The sequence below is a fragment of the Hyphomicrobium sp. genome (genome assembly GCF_036262015.1).
Classification (GTDB): Bacteria; Pseudomonadota; Alphaproteobacteria; order Rhizobiales; family Hyphomicrobiaceae; genus Hyphomicrobium_C.
Window position 1 is genome coordinate 228,364 of the sequence record NZ_DATAJR010000007.1, and the last position, 16,667, is coordinate 245,030.

Below are 16,667 nucleotides of genomic sequence, written 5' to 3' on the forward strand. Positions count from 1 at the left end.
AGAGGTCCCCCGCATTCGGCGGGCGCGGGCCGGAAAGGAGCAAACCCCATGAGAAAGATCCTCAATATCACCAGCAGCCCCAAAGCCCACTGGGTCGGCGACGGCTTTCCCGTGCGGTCGATGTTTTCGCCCGCGGCGGAGCTGTCCCCGTTTCTGCTGCTCGACTACGCGGGTCCAGCGGACTTCACGCCTGCCGAGAGGCCGCGCGGAGTGGACCAGCATCCGCATCGCGGATTCGAGACCGTCACCATCGTCTACCAGGGCGAGCTCGAGCACCGTGACTCCACCGGCAACGGCGGCACGATCGGTCCCGGCGACGTCCAGTGGATGACGGCGGCTTCGGGCATCCTGCACGAGGAGTTTCATTCGCGGGCGTTTACCCGCACGGGCGGTACGCTCGAAATGGTGCAGCTCTGGGTCAACCTTCCCGGCAAGGACAAGAAGGCGGCTCCGGGCTACCAGACGATCCTCAACGCGGACATCCCGTCTGTCGAACTTGCCGATGGAGCAGGACGCGTGCGGGTGATCGCGGGCGAATATCAGGAACAGAAAGGATCGGCGCGCACGTTTACGCCGATCAACATCTGGGACCTGCGTCTCGCCCGCGACAAGGCTACGACGCTGACACTGCCCGAGGGCCATAACGTGGCACTCGTCGTGCTCAGCGGGACAGTCTTGGTCAACGAGCAAGAGGTCGTAAGGGGCTCGCAGCTTGTCCAGTTCGAGCGGACGGGCGGCGAGATCAAGCTCGAAGCCAACAATGATGCGACGGTACTGGTGCTGTCCGGCGAACCCATCAATGAGCCGGTCGTTGCACACGGTCCGTTCGTCATGAACACGATCGGCGAGATCAAGCAGGCCATGCTCGATTTTCAGAATGGCAAGTTCGGCACCATGACCGAGACGGTGCACTGAGATCGCCACTCGAACTAGAAGAGGCCCCGATCGGTTTCGATCGGGGCCTCTTTCATTTGCCTATTCCGCGGCGTCGCGGAGATCGCCGGACTGGCGCTCGAACAGGTGACGATAGCGCCCGTTCGGATTGCTCATCAGAGCCGCGTGCGTTCCGTCCTCGACAACGCGGCCGTGGTTGAACACGAGGATCCGGTCCAATGACCGCACGGTCGACAGGCGGTGCGCGATGACGATTGCGGTGCGTCCGTTGAGGAGGCGCTCGACGGCTGCCTGAATGAGCTGCTCCGACTCCGAGTCCAGGCTCGACGTTGCCTCGTCCAGGATCAGGATCGGCGCATCCACCAGGAAAGCGCGTGCAAGCGCGATGCGCTGGCGTTCGCCACCCGAGAGCTTCACGCCACGCTCGCCGACGAGCGTCTGGTAACCCTTCGGCAGGCGCGCGATGAAATCGTGCGCATTGGCGAGCCGCGCCGCCCGCTCGATCTCCTCTTGGAACGCTCCCGGCCGCCCGTAGCCGATATTTTCGGCCAGCGTGCGGTGGAACAGGATCGGCTCCTGCGGAACGATGGCGATCTGCGCGCGCAACGACTGCTGCGTCGCATCCGCCACGTTCTGCCCGTCGATCATGATGCGCCCGTCCGTTACGTCGTAGAGACGCTGGATGAGCTTCACGAACGTCGTCTTGCCGGACCCCGAATGCCCGACCAGGCCAACACGCTCGCCGGCCTTTATCGTGACGGACAAGTCGCGATAAAGCGGCGTCTCGTGCGCTCCGTAGTGGAAGCCCACGTTCTCGAAGCGGACTTCGCCCTTCGTAATCCGCATCGGCACGGCATCCTTGCGGTCCGCAATGCCGATCGGCGTCGTGTGCAGCTCGACCAGCTCGTCCATCTCGTTCACGGAGCGCTGCAGGTTGTGCACGTGCATGCCGACGTCACGCAGGTATCCGTGCACGACGAAGTATGTCGTGAGCAGATATGTCACGTCACCCGGTGTCGCCTTGCCCATCCACCAGAGCCACAGGCCCGCACCTGCAAGGCCCGTGCGCACGAACAGCAGCACGACGTGCTGGCTCGTGCCTGCCAACGTGTGCCGGTACCAGGTCCGCCACGTGCGACGCTTCCAACGCGCGACTACGTTTGCAAGACGCCCGTCCTCGCGATCCTCCGCGCCGTAGGCCTTCACGACGGCGTTGCAGCCGAGCGCATCCGCCAGCGTGCCGCCGATGCGGGTATCCCACGCATTCGAGAGCTTCGAGGCCGGTGCGATGTAGAACATCGCCAGCGAAACGGTCATGCCAATGTATGCCGCCGCGCCCAGCGCGACGATCAGGCCCATGACCGGCCACTGCACGGCGAGCATCACCGTCGCGGCGATCAGCACGAACGCCGACGGCAACAGCGCGAGCAACAGCGTATCGTTCAGCTGGTCGATCGACCACATGCCGCGCGTCACCTTGCGCATCACGGAGCCCGAGAAGCTGTTGGCATGCCAATCGCTCGAGAAGCGCTGGACGCGCGCGAACGTCTCCTGCGCGACATCGGACATCATGCCGAGCGAAAGCGGAATGACGCCGAGCCAGGCCCAATGCCGGAAGCCGACCATGACCGTGCCGAGCGTGACCATGACCGCGAATGCTTCGAGCGCGCGCGACAGCGCAACCTCGCGTGTCTGCTCGGTGAGGAGCAGCGCATCGACGAGGCGGCCCGAGAAATACGGGATCAGCAGGTCTGCCAGCGTTGCCAGCACAATTGCGCCGGCGATCCTGGCAACGAGGAGCTTCCGTCGTCGCCAATGTCCAGCAGTGTAAGCAAGCACGGCGGTCATGGCCGCGCGCCCGCTGTTGCGGTTGTGCGTTGTCATATCATTTCCGGCACGTTGCCGTGCCGTCTCCGATGGATAGCGGTCACGCGGACACACGTTGTGCGAGCGTCAGCGGTCCAAAACGAATTTTGGGATTTGCCTCGAACGATCGAGGAGGCTGCAGACGCAGCCGAAGGACTGTCGACCTAAAGGTGGCGGACGGTCCAAACCGGGCGAACAAGCAAGGATGTGATCGTCATGCAGTCCTCCCCGGTTAAGTTGATACTGCGAAGCGTATAGCAGCTGCACAAGAAAGTGGCAACCCTGCCCGGCAACGCTGCGACTTTCGAGACCGCAGTGTTGCCGCGCAGATCGGGCGATTTGATGACGCTCTTAGAATGCACTGCGGACGAGACCGCCTTCGGCGCGGATGTTCGAGCCGTTGATGGCGGATGCGCGATCCGAGCAGACGAAAGCCACCGTGTCGCCGATCTCCTTCGGATCGATGAGGCGGCCGATGAGCGATGTCGGGCGGTTTTGCGCGATGAACTGCCGTTCCGCATCTGCCTGCGCGACGCCGGGGAAAATTCCTCCGATGAATTCCTCGACTCCTGGCGTGCGCGTCGGCCCCGGTAGCACCGAGTTCACAGTTACATTCGTGTTCTTGGTCAGTTCGGCAAGCGAGCGCGCTATCGAAAGCTGCATGGTTTTGGTGGCGCTGTAGTGGGCCATCTCGGGCGCCGGGCTCACGCCGGACTCGCTCGAAATGAAAACGATGCGGCCATGCCCCCGATCCAGCATACCTCGCAGGTAGTGTCGCGAGAGCCGCACGCCGCTCATGATGTTGACGTCGAACAGGCGCTGCCAGTCTTCGTCCGTTTCCTCGAAGAAGCCGACGGCTTCGTAGATGCCCAAGTTGTTGACCAGGATATCGACGGAGGGAACGGATGCTATCGTGGCGGCGCATCCCTCAGCGGTGCCGTTGTCGGTCGCAAGCGGAACGAGATCTGCCTTCGGCAATCCAGCTCGAATGTCCGCCATCGCCTTGTCGACACTTCCCTGTGTTCGGCCGTTGATGATGACGCGCGCGCCATCAGCGGCAAGCGAACGGGCGATCTCGAGCCCGATACCGCCGGACGAGGCCGTCACGAGGGCCGTCTTGTTGGCAAGGCCTAGGTTCATGGATGTCTCCTTGTTCCGATTGCATTCGATGGCATGGCGATCGCGCTCACTCCGCGGCAACGGTCTTTCGCGATGACGAGGCGCGACCAACAGAAGCGAACTCCTCACGGAGCACCGCCGCCAATTCCGAAGCCATGTCGTTCTGCGTGTTCCGCGGCAGGTAGAGATTGACGTGACACGCCGGCAATTTGGGAAGCCCTGCGGCTTCACTCAAGATCTGGAGGCTCTTTGGCGCAGCGCAGGATAGCATCGGTGCCACAGCCAGATCTGCTTCCAGCGTCGCAATCATCGGCTCGAGGCTGTTGCTTTCGCTGACCGGGCGCCAGCGGCGGTTCCACTTCGCAAGCGCGGCGAGCGCGTAGGGGCGAAAAGCACACGTCTCGGCGCCAAGTGAAACCGGTAGTGGTTCGCGGAGGTAGGCGTCGCCGCCCGCCGCGCCGACCCACACGAGACGGTCGACGAGCAGACTTTCCGCGCGGGCGGGCCGAGCGGCTTCGGTTGCCAGGGTGAGATCAAGCTCGCCCCGACTGAGAGATTCCAACAGCAGACGTGACGTGCTCGTCAGCAGCGAGACTCGAACGTTGGGAAAGCGCTTGTCAAAGCGGCGGAGAACCTTTGGCAGGAAACGCGCGACGAGATCGTATGGAACGCCGAGACGGACCTCGCCATCGAAGGAGGGCGTTGCCATCGCGCGCCATGCCTCGTCGTTCAAAGCCACCAACCGTTGCGCGAAGGTGAGTAGGCGTTCGCCGTCCGGGCTCAGCACGAGCTTACGTTGCTTGCGCACGAACATGGGCTTGCCGAACAGCTCTTCGAGGCGCTTGATCTGCTGGCTTACGGCCGCTTGCGTGAGGCTCAGCGTGCCGGCCGCTTCCGTCACCGACCCCGTTTCGATGACGGCGGTAAAAGCTCTGAGCAGTCCCATGTCGATGTTGCGGGCCACGGCACCACCATAACGATGCGTTATATTCAGGATGCAATACATTTGCTTTCCTAATGCAACCGTGTGCCCTAAGAACCGCCTCCACGCAAGTCCGGGAGCACCGCCATGGAGCACTGCTCGTCCCTTCCGCACCTCAGTACAACGAGCCTCGGTTGGAGGCGGCGCGTCATGCAGGCTGTGACCTGGCTGGAATCCGTTTTTCGTGTAGCGCGCGAACGGCGGCAGCTGATGACGTTGGATGAACGCGCCCTAAAGGATATCGGCGTGAGCCGTGCCGATGCCGAGCAGGAATGGAGCCGGCCGTTCTGGGATCTACCCGACCCTCGATGATTGTTGATGCAAAGGCGGTTAGGATGCGCTGCCACTTCATCGCTCCAGAGGCCTACGAATGCCCACCGACATTGTTCTGGCCCTTATCGGATTTGCGATTGCCGGATCCATCACACCTGGGCCGAATAATTTGCTCGTGCTGACCTCGGGGCTCAATCACGGCGTCGGCCGGACCGTGCCGCTGATTGCGGGCATCAGTTTCGGTTTCGCTTTCATGCTGGTGGCGATCGGTATCGGATTGGGATCTCTCATCCGCTCCTACCCTGGCCTTCACACGGCCATCAAAGTGTTCGGGCTCGCGTACATGCTGTGGCTGGCGTGGAGGGTCGCCAGCAGCACACCGGCAAGCGACACAGCGGACAACACGTCCCTATCTGAACCGCTTTCCGCATTCACCGGCGCAACATTCCAATGGGTCAATCCGAAGGCCTGGGCTATAGCGCTTTCGGCGACGGCCGCGTTTTCCGTCGCCGACGCGGCAACGGAATCGCTCGCGTGGATCTCGGGCGTCTTCATCATCGTCGCGTTCTTTTCGTTGAGTGCGTGGGCCGCGTTCGGAAGTCTGATGCGCCGACTGATCGACAGTCCGTCCAAAATGCGCACCTTCAATCTGGTGATGGCGCTGCTTCTCGTCGCGAGTGCGCTGCCGGTCGCGTATGACCTCTTCGTTCATCACTGAGGCCCTCGCCGTCATGGGACATCCCCACCTCGACTTCTGGTTCGACTTCGGATCCACCTACTCCTATCCCGCGTCTCAGCGGATCGAACCCCTGGCGCGCGCAGCCGGTGTCACGGTGCGCTACCGGCCGTTCATGCTGGGGGCCATTTTCAAACGTCAGGGATGGGACACCTCGCCATTTAATATCTATCCGGCCAAGGGGCGGTACATGTGGCGCGATCTCGAACGCGTCTGTACCGGTCTCGGGTTGCCGCTCGTGCCGCCGGAGCCGTTTCCGCAGAATAGCCTTCTGGCAGCGCGTGTTGCCACTGCCGCCGCGGATCAGCCGTGGGTCGGCAACTATTGCAACGCGATCTTCCGCGAGGAATTCGCGGCTCGCCGACGGATCGACGATCCCGCCGTCGTTCAATCCGTGATTGAACGCTTCAGTTCGGATTCACGCGTATTTTTGGAGCGCGCTGAAACGCCTGAGGTCAAAGCTCAGCTCCGGCAGGAGACCGAACTTGCGGATCGGATTGGGATTTTCGGATCGCCGACGTTTGTCGCAAGGGACGGTGAAATTTTCTGGGGCAACGATCGGCTGGAGACCGCTCTCGATTGGGCTGGTGCCGTTTCCACCAAGAAGGCAACATCCGAAGACTGAAAACTCATTTCGCTTCTCCAGTCTAGCCTCCGTCTTATGTGAACTGACCATTCCAGAGACTGGCAGAATCGCCTAGAGATTCAGGCAGTACTTTCACTGCCGACATGTCAGAAATGTTCTAAGAAGCACGTTGGCGGCAAACATTTTTGGCGTTGTGGACGCTTGTGACATGCCTCGCATACCCGCATGAGGCTTGATCGGGCGCATGCCAGTCCGCGACTATCGACTTATGATCTATTTTATCACATATCGGGATCGGCAGATAAGTTGTAGCTCTAGGTTATTGGGTACACACTGTTCCATTCCGCTCTTCCAAAGTGCTTTCTCATGATTTCACTCAGAGACCTGACTGTCGCCCAGCGCAGCGTGCTTGCCGTTGGGGGCGTTACCGTTTTGGCAGCGCTGGCAGTTCTCATTTCCGCATCTGAATTCGATATTTCTCCCCTCCGAACGTTGCGCTCGATCCGTGTCGGTGAAGGTGCCGTTCTGGAGACGCGGTACAATCCGATCGCCATTCTCGGCCTCGGCGTCGTGATTGCGGTGATTTTGGGCGCGCTGGCACTCGCGTTCAATGCGCTCAAGCCGCTGCTTTCGAACATCGCCGGAGGGGGGGCTTCGGGCCTCACCGGTGATGCTGTCGCCAAGGTCGGTCAGAAGCTCGAGCGCGAGCTTTCCAAAGTACTTGGCTTAATCCGCGGGCATATCACGACCAATGAGAGCTACGCCAAGTCACTGGCCAATGCGCAGGCGCGGCTTCAGGGCTTGTCGGAACCCGAGCAGGTCCGCGTGATCGTGAGCCTTCTCGTCGCTGAAAACGAGCGCATGCGGAACGACAGCGGCGAGTTGAAGAAGAAGCTGGAAGAGTCCCACAAGCAGATCGAAGAGCTGCGGTCGAGCCTTAGCCAAGCCGAAGAGTTTGTCCTGAAGGATCCGCTCACCGGAACGGGTAACAGGCGGCAGTTTGATCTCACGATGGCGAAGGCCATATCGGCCTGCGAACAGGACAGGACATCGCTATCCCTGGTTATGTGCGATATCGATCATTTCAAGCGGGTCAACGACGGCTTCGGCCATCAGGTCGGCGATGAAATCATCAAGATGTTCGCGCGCGTGATCGAGGCGGGCATCCGGGAAAACGACACGGTGATCCGCTATGGCGGCGAAGAGTTCGCGATCATCCTGCCCATGACCGAACAGGAAGCCGCCAAAGATATCGCGGAGCGTATTCGCCGTCAGTTCGAAAGCAAAAAGCTCACAATCCGCGAGACCAACCAGAAGGTCGGTCAACTCACGGCGTCGTTCGGCGTGGCCCAGTACCGTCGCGGTGACGACGTCGACATGCTCGTTCAACGCGCGGACGCCAAACTCTATGATGCCAAGTCGCAAGGCCGTAACCGAGTCGCAGCGTTCGGCCAGAACAACTAGCGTCTTGGCGCGCGAACGCCGGCGCACTGCCTTCGCGCACCGTTAAGCTCTCGTTCACCTTCGCGGAGTCACAACAGAACCAGGCGGCCTCAAGACCGCAAGGGTTCTCTGATTGTGTAGCGTAAGGGAAAATCCATGCAGCCGCTTTTGCGCCTTGCCGCCGCGGGTCCATTGGGATTGCGGATGATCGTGCGTCCACTACTGGCCTCTGCCGGCGGGACTTCATCCCGCGACGATCACCCCGCCGATACAAACGAAACGAACCGGGACGCCTTCAGCCGCGAACGTTTCGCAAACGGAAACGAGCTGGACCGCCTCGAACTTTAAGCGCCAGCAACACATTGCTTTTTTGGAAAGGGCCGGCCCGGACCAGATGCCGAGCCGGCGTTGTGGTCAGAGACAGCCGAGTCCCGGAAGACCGCAGACATATGTGTCGAGTGTGCGGTTGACGCAGCAGGCCTGATCGGCCCCACACCGCCATGTCTTGATTTTTCCAGCGTTGGTCTTGGCCTTGCAGGTCTTGTAGCCCTTGGCCGCGACCGCCGCAGTTTTCTCAGGTCCGCCAAGCACATCGAAAGCCAATGTTCCGGCCAGCGCCAGGGCAGCTGCGAGGCCGAGCGAAATGACGGCACGTTTCATTTTTTGAACTCCCCGTTACTTGCTTCTGCAAGCTCAGCATGCGCCCAAAACGGTCGTCTTTCCAGAGGTGAGGTTCGGAGCGCAAGAAGCCTGCTTGCAGGGCGCGGTCTTTACGCAACAAGGGGCACCCCGCATAGCCGGATGCCCCTTGTCGTCATTCCGTCATATCCAGTCCTTGCGGACTAGTTGCGGCCTTTGTCGACCAACTTGTTCTTCGAGATCCAGGGCATCATAGCGCGCAACTTTTCGCCGACTTCCTCGATCTGATGGGCGTCGTTCATGCGGCGGATGCCCTTGAAACGCGCAGCGCCGGCCTTGTACTCCTGCATCCAATCAGAGGTGAACTTGCCCGTCTGGATATCGGAAAGGACACGCTTCATCTCAGCTTTCGTCTCGGGCGTGATGATGCGCGGGCCGGTGACGTACTCGCCCCATTCGGCGGTGTTCGAGATCGAATAGTTCATGTTGGCAATGCCGCCCTCGTAGATGAGGTCGACGATAAGCTTCACCTCGTGCAAGCATTCGAAATAGGCCATTTCCGGCGCATATCCCGCTTCGACCAGCGTCTCGAAGCCGGCGCGGATGAGCTCGACGAGACCGCCGCAGAGCACAGCCTGCTCGCCGAAGAGGTCGGTCTCGCACTCTTCCTTGAAGGTCGTCTCGATGACGCCCGAGCGGCCGCCGCCGACGCCGGAGGCATAAGAGAGCGCGATGTCGTGCGCGTTGCCCGAGGCATCCTGATGAATCGCGATCAGGCAGGGCACGCCACCGCCCTTCTGATACTCGCCACGCACGGTGTGGCCCGGTCCCTTCGGCGCGATCATGATGATGTCGATCGTCGACTTGGGCTCGATCAGGTTGAAGTGAATGTTGAGGCCGTGTGCGAATGCCACCGCCGCACCGTCGCGGATGTTCGGCGCGATTTCCGTGCGATAGATATCGGCCTGCAGCTCGTCGGGCGTGGCCATCATCATGAGATCCGCCCACGAGGCTGCTTCGGCCACCGAAAGCACGTGCAGGCCGTCAGCTTCGACCTTTTTGGCGGTCGCCGAGCCCGGCTTCAATGCAATGCGGATATCCTTGACGCCGGAATCCTTGAGGTTCAGCGCGTGGGCCCGGCCTTGGCTGCCATAGCCGACAATGGCGACCTTCTTGGACTTGATCAGATTGATGTCGGCATCACGATCGTAATAGACGCGCATTGGTCTCTCTTGCGGTTTGAGATTAACGGAGGGTGGAATAGTTGGGGCCAGAGGCCCAAATTGCATAAGAAGCGGGCACCCGCGTAATTCGGGCGGACGTTACACCGCCGTTCGGCGCCGTTTCAACGGCCAAGAGGGGGACGGGCGAATTGGCGCGGACGGTGGAAAGACCGGAAAGGGTGCTTAACAGATCCGAAACGGCTGCGGCGACAGAATAGGCAGCGATTTCATATGCGGGAGCCGTCTGCCCATGCGGCCGTTCAAGTTTACGTCGATCCTTGTTCTTTTTGCCGTTTCCGCGCCACTCGGCGGGTGCGGCGACAGCAGTGTGCCAGCGGCCAGCGGAAGCAACTCCAGTGCGCGCGGCGTCATCGTCAGCGCCTCCGACTGCGCCTCCTTTGGCGAGGCGGCTGTCAAATCCTGCGCGGATGCGATCGAGCGTGCTGTCGCGAGCCACGAAGCATCCTCGAAGACCTATTCCAACATCGAGACGTGCGAAAAGGATGTCGGCCAGGACAAGTGCGAGCGCGCGGCCTCGGGCAAGTACCGCCAGAAGCTGTCCGCGTTCGCCGTGACGATCGGATCGTCCACCCGCGCCGAGCCGCTCTATCCCACGAAAGATGGAGCCGTCGGCTTCCAGACCGCCAGCAAGAGCGTGATGCTCGCAAGCGACCAGAGCCTCAACTTCTCGCGTCTTGCGCTTTCGGTCGCCGAAACGCAATCCGCGCAAGGAAAGAAACGCGGCAAGAGCGGCGGCGGGCTGAAGCTGTAGCGCGCGCCTCATCACATTCCCACCGCGCCGCGCCCTATGGCGGCTATGCCGGTACGTGACACCTCTACGAGACCAAGCTCGGTCATAAGTGAGATGAAGGTCTCGATCTTGCTCGGCTTGCCGGTGACCTCGAAGATGAAGTGCTCGATCGACGTATCCACGACCTGAGCGCGGAAGATCTCGGCCATCCGAAGCGCTTCGATGCGCTTCTCGCCCTTACCGTTTACCTTTACCAGCGCCAACTCGCGTTCGAGCGAAACGCCCTCGAGCGTGAGGTCGCGCACGCGATGCACGGGCACAAGGCGTTCGAGCTGGTGCTTGATCTGCTCGACGACGGCGGGCGTGCCACGCGTGATGACGGTGATGCGCGAGAGGTGTTTTTCGTGCTCCGTCTCCGTCACGGTCAAGCTATCGATGTTGTAGCCGCGGCCTGAGAAGAGACCGATCACGCGCGCCAGAACTCCCGGCTCGTTGTCGACCAGAATAGAGAGCGTGCGCGTTTCGACGTCCTGCTTGATAGCGGGCGCGGAGTAGTGGGTCTGAGGATTGGTGTTGATCATCGCCGCTATTTCTTCTGCTGTTTGGACTTCTCGTTCTCAATCGCCTGGACGGCTTCTGGAAACACAATGGCGACAAACACCGGCAGGCCGTGCTGATCGACGAGCCGCCTCACCTCGTCGGCGTAGGTCTGCGTCTTCTGATACTGCTGAAATGCCGCCGAGATGCGCTGACCCATCGTATCTGCGAGCATCTGCGGCGATGGTACGCCCGCCTTCTGCAAAGCGTCCGGAGGCATGCGCGAATAAATTTGGATCAGCGTGCGCGTCTCAAGATAGTCCTGCACGATGCACGCTTCGAAGCCTTCGCCGTAGGTCGAAGCCAGGCTGTGGGTCTTGTAGCAATTGTCGATCAGCTCGTAGGCCGCCTTGGCGCCGCGAGCGCGGTGCAGCCGGCCAAGCCGCTCGGCTGCGCCGCGGATGTTCGCGACCTGGTCCCAGGCGGGAGCTTCCACCGCCTTCTCGTCGGTGCCTACTTCCGTGGCCGCAGCCCCCAACGCTCCGCCGGCAAAAAAGCTGGCAGCAACCAAAGCCGCGACGAAACGGAGCGAGTTGAAGCGGGTCACACGAGCACCTTCCCTTCCTTGCCGATGGCCTTCGAGACTTCCTCGTCGGAGATATTCTCGCCGAGAAGCATCTCGTTGTGGGCCTTGCCGGAGGGGATCATGGGGAAGCAGTTGGCCAGCTTTGCGACGCGGCAATCAAAGATGACCGGGCCTTTGTGGTTGATCATCGCACGGATGGCATCATCGAGGTCCGCGGGATGATCGCAGCGCATGCCGGTCCAGCCGTAGGCCTCGGCGAGCTTCACGAAATCGGGCAGCGCCTCAGTGTAGCTGTGCGACAGGCGATTGCCGTGCAGCAGCTGCTGCCACTGGCGCACCATGCCCATGTACTCGTTGTTCAGAATGAAGACCTTGACGGGTAGATCGTACTGCACGGCCGTCGAGCATTCCTGGATGTTCATCAGGATCGATGCGTCGCCCGCAACGTCAACCACGAGCGCTTTCGGATGCGCGAGTTGTACACCGATGGCGGCCGGCAGGCCGTAGCCCATGGTTCCAAGACCGCCGGACGTCATCCAGCGGTTCGGCTCCTCGAAGTTGATGAACTGCGCGGCCCACATCTGATGCTGGCCGACCTCTGTCGTGATGTAGGTGTCGCGATCCTTGGTCAGCTCATAGAGGCGCTGGCAGGCGTACTGAGGCATGATGACATCGGACGAGTTCTTGTAGGCGAGCGACTTCTTCGCGCGCCAGCCGTCAATCTCCTTCCACCACGCCTTGTGCGCGGCCTTGTCGAGCTGCGGGGCCTTGGCCTTCCAGATGCGCAGCATCTCCTCGAGCACGTAGGCGCAATCGCCGATGATCGGGATGTCTGCGCGGATGTTCTTGTTGATCGACGACGGATCGATATCGACGTGGATCTTCTTTGAGCCCGGCGAGAATGCGTCGATGCGGCCCGTGATGCGGTCGTCGAAGCGCGCGCCGATGTTGATCATGACGTCACAGTCATGCATCGCGAGGTTGGCTTCGTAGGTGCCGTGCATGCCGAGCATGCCGAGCCATTGCTTGTCGGACGCCGGATAGGCGCCGAGGCCCATGAGCGTCGACGTGATGGGATACCCAGTGAGACGGACAAGCTCCCGCAGGAGCTGGCTGGCCTTCGGGCCGGAATTGATCACGCCGCCGCCGGTGTAAAAGACCGGCTTCTTGGCGGAAGCCATCAGCTCGACCGCATCGCGCACGGGGACCGGGTCCGGCTTCACGCGCGGCTTGTACGTCTTGTGCGCGATGTTCGAGGGGCCGACGTAGTTGCCGGTCGCGAACTGCACGTCCTTCGGAATGTCGATCACGACCGGGCCAGGACGGCCGGCCTTGGCGATGTAGAAGGCCTCGTGGATGACACGCGCGAGGTCGTTCACGTTCTTCACGAGCCAATTGTGCTTTGTGCAGGGGCGCGTGATGCCGACCGTATCGCACTCCTGGAAGGCATCGTTGCCGATCAGGTGTGTCGGGACCTGGCCGGTGATGCAAACCAGCGGGATGCTGTCCATCAGCGCGTCGGTGAGGCCGGTGACGGCGTTGGTGGCGCCGGGACCGGAGGTCACGAGGGCAACGCCGACCTTGCCGGTCGAGCGCGCATAGCCTTCGGCAGCGTGGAGCGCGCCACCCTCCTGGCGGACGAGAACGTGCTGCACCTTTTCCTGCTGGAACAGCTCATCGTAGATCGGAAGGACGGCGCCGCCCGGATAGCCGAAAATATGCTCGACGCCCTGATCCTGGAGCGCCTTGATCACGATTTCGGCGCCCGTCATCGTCCGTGCCATGAGTACTCTCCGCCTGGGTCCGTCCACGACGAGTCACCCTGGTCTTCCCGGGGCCTCGTGCGGGCGGCACCCTACGGGCGTCGAGGGAGGGGGTCAAGGCGTAGATTGAATAATATCGCACGTTTCTGCTGCTAAACTTTCCATTTCTTTCCTGCTAGTCCATTTCCACGCAATCATATTGCGCCTAAGCCATGTCATCTGCCGTTTGGCATACTGGCGAGTCTCAGCCTTCGCGATCTCTGCCGCCTCTTCGGCGCTTATTCGGCCCGTCACAAAATTGCTCAGCGGTTTGACGCCGAGGGCCCGCATGACCGGCAAGTCGGCATCCAAGCCGAGTTGCAGTAGCGCTTTGACCTCGTCAGCCGCGCCGGCCGCCATCATCCCGTCGAAGCGGGCATCCGTTCGCCGGCGCATTTCCTCGCGGTCCGGTGCCACGACGATTGCGTGCCCGTCCTGGACGGCCACCACCGGCTCGCCTGGCAGGGTCTGCCAGACCGCGAGGGATCGTCCTGTCGCCTCGAGCACCTCCAAAGCGCGGGTCAGGCGCTGCGGATCCGACGGCCGCAGGCGGGCGGCCATCTCGGGATCGCGCTCCGCGAGAATGCGATGCAGGGCGGCTGGCCCCTCGTCTGCCGCAGCCTGACGCCAGCGCGCCCGGATCTCCTCCGGAATGGCGGGCATCGGGGACAGACCCTCGATCAGCGCTTTGAAATAGAGGCCCGTCCCGCCGACGATGATCGGAATGCGGCCCGCACCCTGAACCTGAGAAATCGCGTCGCGTGCCTCGTCGGCGTACCGGGCAGCGGAATAGGCTTCGCCACCGGGGACGTGCCCGTAAAGCCGATGCGGCGCGCGGCGCTCGTCTTCATCGCTTGGCCGCGCTGTCAGCACGCGCAGCTCGCGATAGACCTGCATGGCGTCGGCGTTAATGACCGTGCCATCGAGGCGTTCGGCCAGTGCAAGGGCGAAGGCAGACTTGCCGGATGCGGTCGGGCCTGCGATCAGTACGGGATTGAGCTTCGTCATGCCGCTCTTCTATCCGAGCTGGCTTGGTCCTGCATTATCTGCCTCATTCCGCGAGTGCTGTATGCGCCCCACTCATACGCTTGTACTGACAGCCGCGCCGGGGTCAGGCGCTGTGATGGAGAGCGTGACGCGTGCCGCCGCGGGGGCGTTCGACGCCCCTGCCTTCGATGCAGCATGGCTCTCCCCGGGAGCAGCCTGGGAGCTGCCCTTCGCGGCGTCTTCCGACGTAAGCGCCCTTCCCGACGCCATGGCCGCGGCCATCGGCGATCCTCCGATCGACATAAATGTGGTCGCGGGAACCGGTCCAACTCGGCGCAAACGGCTTCTCTGCGCCGACATGGAAAGCACCATCATCGAGCAGGAGCTTATTGACGAGATCGCCAAGCTTGCAGGACGGCACGAGGAAATTACCGCGATCACTGCAGCGGCCATGCGTGGGGAGCTCAACTTCGAAGCTTCGCTCGTCAGGCGGGTCGCTCTCTTCGAGGGGCTGGTGGCTGCGGAGGTACAAGCTCTGCTGTCGCGCGTCACGCTGATGCCCGGCGCGGAAACACTGGCGCGCACGATGCGTTCAAACGGCAGCACATGCGCGCTCGTCTCGGGAGGCTTCACGCTCTTTGCAGAAGCGATTGCGGAGCGTGTGGGCTTCGATGCCGTCGTTGCCAATGTGCTGGAGATCGACGGCGGCAGGCTCACAGGCAAAGTGCGCGCCCCGATCCTCGGGCCCGAAGGAAAGGCCGAAGCTCTCCGCAAATTGGCGGGGGAGTTTGGGCTTGATGCTTCGGACACTCTTGCCGTCGGCGATGGGGCCAACGACACGCGCATGCTGGCTGCAGCGGGCCTCGGTGTGGCGTTCCGCGCCAAGCCCATCCTCGCCACTCAGGCCCGCAATTCCGGCAACGGCGCCGTCATCGCGCATGGCGATCTCACGGCCCTGCTCTATCTGCAGGGCTATACCCGAGATGAATTTGTGCGGTGAACCAACCGCTGACTACTTGAAGAGCGACGTTAGCGAGAACGACGAGGCGACAACAACCGGCGGCGCTTCGGCGATCTGCGGATGCGGCTCGTCGATGTAGACGTTGAGGGCAGATGCGCGTCCGTCCTTGATCAGAGACGCGACGTAGGCCCAGCCCTTTGGCTCGAGCCCAATGCAGGCTTCCGACATCTCGCCCTTGAGACGCACGTGGATGGCGATGTTGCCGCGCTTCAGGATGGCCGCGGTGTGTTGCGCGCTGAACTGCTCCTTGTTCCAGAGCTTGCGCAAGTAGATGCCGGCGACATGCCGCTTTGTGCGCGGGCCCCAGCTCACGCGCTGAGATTTTTCAGCGGCGAAGGTGTACTCGCCCGGGGGCAGCGGTCCAATCGCCCGCGCGGCGAAGCAATCGGGATCGGGGTTGTTGCGGCAGACGTCACGTCCGGAGAGGCCCCAGGCAACCGTCTTCCCATTTGCAGATGGATCATCCGAGATGACGAAGACGCGCCCGGTCTTGATCGTGTAGCCAAGACGGAACGTGGCCGGTGCGGCAGGAACCTCGTGTACGACATCCTCGAATGGGTTGCAGATCTCTCCGCCCGTCAGCTTTCTCTCGTAGCCATTGAGATGGATGGTGACGTAGTCGACGCCATCCGCGCAGTCCCATTGCGGCAGCATTTTCTTGCCCGTCAGCGTGATGGTGGGCGGAGGCTGCTCCGGCAGTTTCGGCTTGGGTGGCGGCACCGCAGCGACGACCGGCTTCTGCGGTGCCTGCTTCGTGGTGGTTGTCCAGTCCATCGGCGGAGGCTCGGGCTCGCGGCGGACCTGCTCGCATTTTGCCGAGAGCTTGGGCGGCTGGATCTGAATAGCCGCGAGCTTTCGCGCGGCCGCGCTCGTGGCGCCCTGCTGGATGTACGATTGGATCAATGCCGTCTGAACTTCGACCTGCTCGTCCGAGAGCTCGAAGATGCAGTCTTCGTAGATCTGATCGCCGACCTTGCTGAAGATATCGGCGATCTCATCGGCCGCAGCCGCGGCGCCTCCAGCGTCGATCTGCGTGGGCTCCTGCGCCTCAGCTGCGTGCCGGGGCAACAACAGAAGGCAAGCCGCAGCTACTGCGAGCGCGGCCCTTGTCCTTCTGCTGGCTAGCCTCAGATGCACGCGACACCCCGGTGGTGATCCGTCAGGTACTCTTACGGCACGAGTCGGGGTGAGAGTATGGCCTTCGAAAGGCAATTCACCCGCC

The 16,667-nt window shown here is 62.0% G+C and carries 17 protein-coding genes; 7 read left to right on the forward strand and 10 right to left on the reverse strand.

Going from position 1 to position 16,667, the window contains the following annotated elements; all coding sequences use genetic code 11:
* The first annotated feature begins 48 nt into the window (after nt 1-48).
* On the forward strand, nt 49-915 hold the full coding sequence (locus VHO05_RS07995) for a pirin family protein (protein WP_329646075.1): 867 nt from the start codon (nt 49-51) through the stop codon (nt 913-915).
* A gap of 60 nt (nt 916-975) precedes the next feature.
* Here the strand turns inward: VHO05_RS07995 and VHO05_RS08000 are convergent, their stop codons facing one another.
* The 3 genes from VHO05_RS08000 to VHO05_RS08010 all read right to left on the reverse strand — a co-directional run bounded on the left by VHO05_RS08000 (nt 976) and on the right by VHO05_RS08010 (nt 4,843).
* Nucleotides 976-2,778, reverse strand: coding sequence for an ABC transporter ATP-binding protein (locus VHO05_RS08000; RefSeq protein ID WP_414653721.1), 1,803 nt, complete (start codon nt 2,776-2,778; stop codon nt 976-978).
* A gap of 333 nt (nt 2,779-3,111) precedes the next feature.
* A complete protein-coding gene (locus VHO05_RS08005; protein WP_329646076.1) occupies nt 3,112-3,900 on the reverse strand; it encodes an SDR family oxidoreductase in 789 nt (262 codons plus the stop codon).
* Between the two features lie 46 nt (nt 3,901-3,946).
* Nucleotides 3,947-4,843 carry a LysR family transcriptional regulator gene (locus VHO05_RS08010; RefSeq protein ID WP_329646077.1) on the reverse strand — a complete coding sequence of 299 codons (897 nt, stop codon included), beginning with the start codon at nt 4,841-4,843 and terminating at the stop codon, nt 3,947-3,949.
* Between the two features lie 168 nt (nt 4,844-5,011).
* On the opposite strand from VHO05_RS08010, the gene VHO05_RS08015 reads away from it, so the two are divergent.
* From VHO05_RS08015 to VHO05_RS08030, 4 genes are all read left to right on the forward strand, one after another.
* Nucleotides 5,012-5,173, forward strand: coding sequence for a DUF1127 domain-containing protein (locus VHO05_RS08015; RefSeq protein WP_329646078.1), 162 nt, complete (start codon nt 5,012-5,014; stop codon nt 5,171-5,173).
* 58 nt (nt 5,174-5,231) lie between these two features.
* Nucleotides 5,232-5,852, forward strand: coding sequence for a LysE family translocator (locus VHO05_RS08020; RefSeq protein WP_329646079.1), 621 nt, complete (start codon nt 5,232-5,234; stop codon nt 5,850-5,852).
* Nucleotides 5,830-6,495, forward strand: a complete 666-nt coding sequence (locus tag VHO05_RS08025; RefSeq protein ID WP_329646080.1) for a 2-hydroxychromene-2-carboxylate isomerase — start codon at nt 5,830-5,832, stop codon at nt 6,493-6,495. The genes VHO05_RS08020 and VHO05_RS08025 overlap by 23 nt, the downstream gene beginning before the upstream one ends.
* Nucleotides 6,496-6,822: 327 nt before the next feature.
* Complete coding sequence (locus VHO05_RS08030) at nt 6,823-7,920, forward strand: GGDEF domain-containing protein (RefSeq protein WP_329646081.1); 1,098 nt, start codon at nt 6,823-6,825, stop codon at nt 7,918-7,920.
* Nucleotides 7,921-8,313: 393 nt separating this feature from the next.
* Here VHO05_RS08030 and VHO05_RS08035 read toward each other — a convergent pair whose 3' ends face one another.
* Both VHO05_RS08035 and ilvC read right to left on the reverse strand, forming a co-directional pair.
* Nucleotides 8,314-8,559, reverse strand: coding sequence for a hypothetical protein (locus VHO05_RS08035; protein ID WP_329646082.1), 246 nt, complete (start codon nt 8,557-8,559; stop codon nt 8,314-8,316).
* A gap of 182 nt (nt 8,560-8,741) precedes the next feature.
* Nucleotides 8,742-9,761: a ketol-acid reductoisomerase gene (gene ilvC, locus VHO05_RS08040; RefSeq protein ID WP_329646083.1), complete on the reverse strand. Its 1,020-nt coding sequence runs from the start codon at nt 9,759-9,761 to the stop codon at nt 8,742-8,744.
* Nucleotides 9,762-10,011: 250 nt separating this feature from the next.
* On the opposite strand from ilvC, the gene VHO05_RS08045 reads away from it, so the two are divergent.
* Nucleotides 10,012-10,533: a DUF1190 domain-containing protein gene (locus VHO05_RS08045; protein WP_329646084.1), complete on the forward strand. Its 522-nt coding sequence runs from the start codon at nt 10,012-10,014 to the stop codon at nt 10,531-10,533.
* An 11-nt stretch (nt 10,534-10,544) separates the two neighbouring features.
* On the opposite strand, the gene ilvN is transcribed toward VHO05_RS08045, so the two are convergent.
* The 4 genes from ilvN to miaA form a co-directional block, all read right to left on the reverse strand.
* Nucleotides 10,545-11,090: an acetolactate synthase small subunit gene (ilvN, locus tag VHO05_RS08050; protein WP_414653728.1), complete on the reverse strand. Its 546-nt coding sequence runs from the start codon at nt 11,088-11,090 to the stop codon at nt 10,545-10,547.
* An 8-nt stretch (nt 11,091-11,098) separates the two neighbouring features.
* Nucleotides 11,099-11,656, reverse strand: a complete 558-nt coding sequence (locus VHO05_RS08055) for a hypothetical protein (RefSeq protein ID WP_329646086.1) — start codon at nt 11,654-11,656, stop codon at nt 11,099-11,101.
* Nucleotides 11,653-13,419: an acetolactate synthase 3 large subunit gene (locus VHO05_RS08060; RefSeq protein WP_329646087.1), complete on the reverse strand. Its 1,767-nt coding sequence runs from the start codon at nt 13,417-13,419 to the stop codon at nt 11,653-11,655. The genes VHO05_RS08055 and VHO05_RS08060 overlap by 4 nt, the downstream gene beginning before the upstream one ends.
* 93 nt (nt 13,420-13,512) lie before the next feature.
* A complete protein-coding gene (gene miaA, locus VHO05_RS08065; RefSeq protein ID WP_329646088.1) occupies nt 13,513-14,445 on the reverse strand; it encodes a tRNA (adenosine(37)-N6)-dimethylallyltransferase MiaA in 933 nt (310 codons plus the stop codon).
* Between the two features lie 61 nt (nt 14,446-14,506).
* Here miaA and serB point away from each other — a divergent pair, with 61 nt between their 5' ends.
* Nucleotides 14,507-15,424 carry a phosphoserine phosphatase SerB gene (gene serB / locus VHO05_RS08070; protein WP_329646089.1) on the forward strand — a complete coding sequence of 306 codons (918 nt, stop codon included), beginning with the start codon at nt 14,507-14,509 and terminating at the stop codon, nt 15,422-15,424.
* Between the two features lie 12 nt (nt 15,425-15,436).
* Here the strand turns inward: serB and VHO05_RS08075 are convergent, their stop codons facing one another.
* Nucleotides 15,437-16,516 (reverse strand): tlde1 domain-containing protein, encoded by a 1,080-nt coding sequence (locus tag VHO05_RS08075; protein ID WP_329646090.1) that lies wholly within the window; start codon nt 16,514-16,516, stop codon nt 15,437-15,439.
* Nucleotides 16,517-16,667 lie beyond the last annotated feature (151 nt).

Excerpts from the sequence above, each read along its gene's own strand:
- VHO05_RS07995 (WP_329646075.1), top strand. The coding sequence starts at position 49 with ATGAGAAAGATCCTCAATATCACCAGCAGCCCCAAAGCCCACTGGGTC.
- VHO05_RS08000 (WP_414653721.1), bottom strand. The coding sequence starts at position 2,778 with ATGACAACGCACAACCGCAACAGCGGGCGCGCGGCCATGACCGCCGTG.
- VHO05_RS08005 (WP_329646076.1), bottom strand. The coding sequence starts at position 3,900 with ATGAACCTAGGCCTTGCCAACAAGACGGCCCTCGTGACGGCCTCGTCC.
- VHO05_RS08015 (WP_329646078.1), top strand. The coding sequence starts at position 5,012 with ATGCAGGCTGTGACCTGGCTGGAATCCGTTTTTCGTGTAGCGCGCGAA.
- VHO05_RS08020 (WP_329646079.1), top strand. The coding sequence starts at position 5,232 with ATGCCCACCGACATTGTTCTGGCCCTTATCGGATTTGCGATTGCCGGA.
- VHO05_RS08025 (WP_329646080.1), top strand. The coding sequence starts at position 5,830 with ATGACCTCTTCGTTCATCACTGAGGCCCTCGCCGTCATGGGACATCCC.
- VHO05_RS08030 (WP_329646081.1), top strand. The coding sequence starts at position 6,823 with ATGATTTCACTCAGAGACCTGACTGTCGCCCAGCGCAGCGTGCTTGCC.
- VHO05_RS08035 (WP_329646082.1), bottom strand. The coding sequence starts at position 8,559 with ATGAAACGTGCCGTCATTTCGCTCGGCCTCGCAGCTGCCCTGGCGCTG.
- ilvC (WP_329646083.1), bottom strand. The coding sequence starts at position 9,761 with ATGCGCGTCTATTACGATCGTGATGCCGACATCAATCTGATCAAGTCC.
- VHO05_RS08045 (WP_329646084.1), top strand. The coding sequence starts at position 10,012 with ATGCGGCCGTTCAAGTTTACGTCGATCCTTGTTCTTTTTGCCGTTTCC.
- VHO05_RS08060 (WP_329646087.1), bottom strand. The coding sequence starts at position 13,419 with ATGGCACGGACGATGACGGGCGCCGAAATCGTGATCAAGGCGCTCCAG.
- miaA (WP_329646088.1), bottom strand. The coding sequence starts at position 14,445 with ATGACGAAGCTCAATCCCGTACTGATCGCAGGCCCGACCGCATCCGGC.
- serB (WP_329646089.1), top strand. The coding sequence starts at position 14,507 with ATGCGCCCCACTCATACGCTTGTACTGACAGCCGCGCCGGGGTCAGGC.